Origin of the sequence: Citrobacter sp. wls718 (assembly GCF_005280945.1) — a bacterium.
Classification (GTDB): domain Bacteria; phylum Pseudomonadota; class Gammaproteobacteria; order Enterobacterales; family Enterobacteriaceae; genus Citrobacter; species Citrobacter gillenii.
Genome location: NZ_SZWV01000092.1, coordinates 20,770 through 24,394 on the forward strand (window position 1 = coordinate 20,770; position 3,625 = coordinate 24,394).

Below are 3,625 nucleotides of genomic sequence, written 5' to 3' on the forward strand. Positions count from 1 at the left end.
CCCGATAAGGCGTTTCGCCGCATCCGCCATCCGGCTGGTATTACTCAAACAAATTATGATGCAGTTTCTGTACGACCTGCTCGGCTTCGCTGCCCGGCACCAAGAAGCACAGATTATGGCTGGATGCGCCGTAGCAAATCATGCGGATGTTGAACGGTTCCAGCACGCCGAACACCTCTTTTCCCACGCCGCAGGCTTTAGACAGGTCGTTCCCGATCAGGGCGACCAATGCCAGACCTTCTTCTACCTCGACCCGGCACAGCGCGGACAGCTCCATCAGCAGGGATTGCGTGAGCAGCGTATCGCCGGTGGACGTTGAACCGGTGGTATCCAGCGTCAGTGCTACGCTGACTTCTGAGGTTGTTATCAAATCCACCGAGATATTGTGGCGCGCCAGGATGCCGAACACTTCCGCTAAAAACCCGCGAGAATGCAGCATATTCAGGCTATGCAGCGTCAGCAGCGTTTGCTTGCGACGCAGCGCCAGGGCACGAAATAGCGGTGGATTCTCGGTTTTATTACACACCAGTGTGCCGCCTGCTTTGGGGTCTTTGCTGGAGCCGACAAACACCGGAATATCGCTACGTACGGCAGGGAGCAGCGTCGCCGGGTGCAGGACTTTTGCGCCGAAGGTCGCCAGTTCTGCGGCCTCTTCAAAGGCAATTTCATCAATGCGTTTTGCGGCTGGCACTACGCGCGGGTCGGTCGTGTAAATGCCCGGTACATCGGTCCAGATATCGACGCGTGCGGCGTGCAGGGCTTCTGCCAGCAAGGCGGCGGTATAGTCGCTGCCGCCGCGCCCCAGTGTGGTAGTGCGGCCTTTGCTTTCGCTGCCGATAAAGCCCTGGGTGATCACCAGACCTTCTTCAAGGCGCGGTGCCAGCTGCAGCGTGGCCAGTTCAGACAGCGCCACGACATCTGGTTCTGCGCGACCAAAACGATCGTTGGTACGCATCACTTTACGCACGTCAAACCACTGCGCCTGAACATTACGCTCGCGCAGGATTTCGACAAACAGCAGGGTGGACATCAGTTCACCGTGGCTGACCAGTTCGTCAGTCAGCGCGGTTGAGGTCGCCAGCGAAGCCGCTTCCGCCAGCGTGGTGATATTTTCCAGCAGACGTTCGATCTCTTCGCGGATCACGTTTGGATAACGCAAACGCTCCAGAATATCGAACTGGATCTGACGAATAGCGTCGAGTTTCTCGAAGCGTTCAGTTGCCTCCAGCCCTTCAGCCAAAGCGACCAGCAGGTTAGTAATACCCGCTGAAGCGGAAAGCACCACTAAACGGACGTTAGCATCGGAAAGCACCACATCAGCGCTGCGGTTCATGGCGTCGAAATCCGCGACGCTGGTACCGCCAAACTTGGAGACAACTACATCAGTCATAACTACCTCGTGTCAGGGAATGAATAGAGCGACCATGGCACAAAGGCAGAACGGAAACCGGTGCAGGCGCAAATACCGTATTACATTTCGTCCTTCAATCTGCCTCTTCGTTGGCTGCACCTGCTCACCACAGTCATTTACTTCAGTAAGCTCCTGTGGCGAGCAGGTTTGCCGCCTTGACGCATATCGAATGACTTTATGTATATAAATAAAAGGCATGGCCTGTACTGTCAATGCTGGGATTATGCGGATTTTTCATGCTGCTGTAGCCCTGAGTAACCGAGCTTATAATTACCCCTGTTTGATGGACGCCAGGACAACGGCACTAAAACAATCACACTTTTCTGTGACTGGCGTTACAATCGATCTCAGTCACATTTCTCAAAATCAGAAGAGTATTGCTAATGAAAAACATCAATCCAACGCAGACCTCAGCCTGGCAGGCACTACAAAAACACTTTGAAGAGATGAAAGACGTTACGATCGCGGACTTGTTCGCGAAAGATAGCGATCGTTTCGCCAAGTTTTCCGCAACGTTTGACGATTTGATGCTGGTGGATTTTTCCAAAAACCGCATCACCGAAGAAACGCTGGCGAAACTGCAGGACCTGGCAAAAGAGACCGACCTGAGCGGTGCTATCAAGTCCATGTTCTCCGGTGAGAAGATCAACCGTACGGAAGATCGTGCGGTGCTGCATGTGGCGCTGCGCAACCGTAGCAATACCCCGATCATCGTGGACGGCAAAGATGTGATGCCGGAAGTGAATGCGGTGCTGGAGAAGATGAAATCCTTCTCTGAAGCGATTATCTCCGGCAGCTGGAAAGGCTACACCGGCAAAGCGATTACGGATGTGGTGAACATCGGTATCGGTGGCTCCGACCTCGGTCCGTTCATGGTGACCGAAGCGCTGCGTCCGTACAAAAATCACCTGAATATGCACTTTGTGTCTAACGTCGATGGTACGCACATCGCCGAAGTACTGAAGAAAGTGAATCCGGAAACCACGCTGTTCCTGGTCGCCTCTAAAACCTTCACCACCCAGGAAACCATGACCAACGCCCATAGCGCGCGCGACTGGTTCCTGGCGACCGCCGGTGATGAAAAACACGTGGCAAAACACTTCGCGGCGCTGTCCACCAATGCGAAAGCAGTCGGTGAGTTCGGTATCGATACGGCCAACATGTTCGAGTTCTGGGACTGGGTTGGCGGTCGTTATTCCCTGTGGTCAGCGATTGGTCTGTCGATCATCCTGTCCGTGGGCTACGACAACTTCGTTGAACTGCTGTCCGGCGCGCACGCCATGGATAAACATTTCTCCACTACCCCAGCGGAGAAAAACCTGCCGGTACTGCTGGCGCTGATCGGTATCTGGTACAACAACTTCTTTGGTGCCGAAACCGAAGCCATTCTGCCGTACGACCAGTATATGCATCGCTTTGCGGCCTACTTCCAGCAGGGCAACATGGAATCCAACGGTAAATACGTTGACCGTAACGGCAATGCGGTGGATTACCAGACTGGCCCAATCATCTGGGGTGAGCCGGGGACCAACGGTCAGCATGCGTTCTATCAGTTGATCCACCAGGGGACCAAAATGGTGCCGTGCGATTTCATCGCTCCGGCTATCACGCATAACCCGCTGTCTGACCACCATCCGAAGCTGCTGTCTAACTTCTTCGCCCAGACCGAAGCGCTGGCGTTTGGCAAGTCTCGTGAAGTGGTTGAACAAGAATACCGCGACCAGGGTAAAGATCCGGCGACGCTGGACCACGTTGTGCCGTTCAAAGTGTTCGAAGGCAACCGTCCTACGAACTCTATCCTGCTGCGCGAAATCACTCCGTACAGCCTGGGTGCACTGATTGCGCTGTATGAGCATAAAATCTTTACTCAGGGCGTTATCCTGAACATCTTCACCTTCGACCAGTGGGGCGTAGAGCTGGGCAAACAGCTGGCGAACCGCATTCTGCCTGAGTTGAACGATGATCAAGAGATCAACAGCCATGATTGCTCGACTAACGGTTTGATTAACCGTTATAAGTCCTGGCGTTAATCAGCTTCTTCCTTCGAACCGCAGCGGTGTTGGCTGCGTTCGTTAACCCCGGTCACATAGTAATCTATGCTCTCGGGGATTAACGATCTTGCCGCCTTGCTGCAATTCGAATGAATTTACTGATTACTTATAAAAAAAGCCGATATTATTATCGGCTTTTTGGTGATGCTGCCAACTTACTGAT

2 protein-coding genes are annotated in these 3,625 nt (G+C 53.5%); one reads left to right on the forward strand and one right to left on the reverse strand.

Annotation, left to right across the window (positions count from 1 at the left end; translation table 11 throughout):
* Positions 1–40 precede the first annotated feature (40 nt).
* Positions 41–1,390 (reverse strand): lysine-sensitive aspartokinase 3, encoded by a 1,350-nt coding sequence (lysC, locus tag FDW95_RS17180; RefSeq protein WP_115259716.1) that lies wholly within the window; start codon positions 1,388–1,390, stop codon positions 41–43.
* 404 nt (positions 1,391–1,794) lie between these two features.
* Between lysC and pgi the strand changes: the two genes are divergently transcribed.
* Positions 1,795–3,441 (forward strand): glucose-6-phosphate isomerase, encoded by a 1,647-nt coding sequence (gene pgi, locus FDW95_RS17185; RefSeq protein WP_115259715.1) that lies wholly within the window; start codon positions 1,795–1,797, stop codon positions 3,439–3,441.
* The last annotated feature ends 184 nt before the right edge of the window (positions 3,442–3,625 follow it).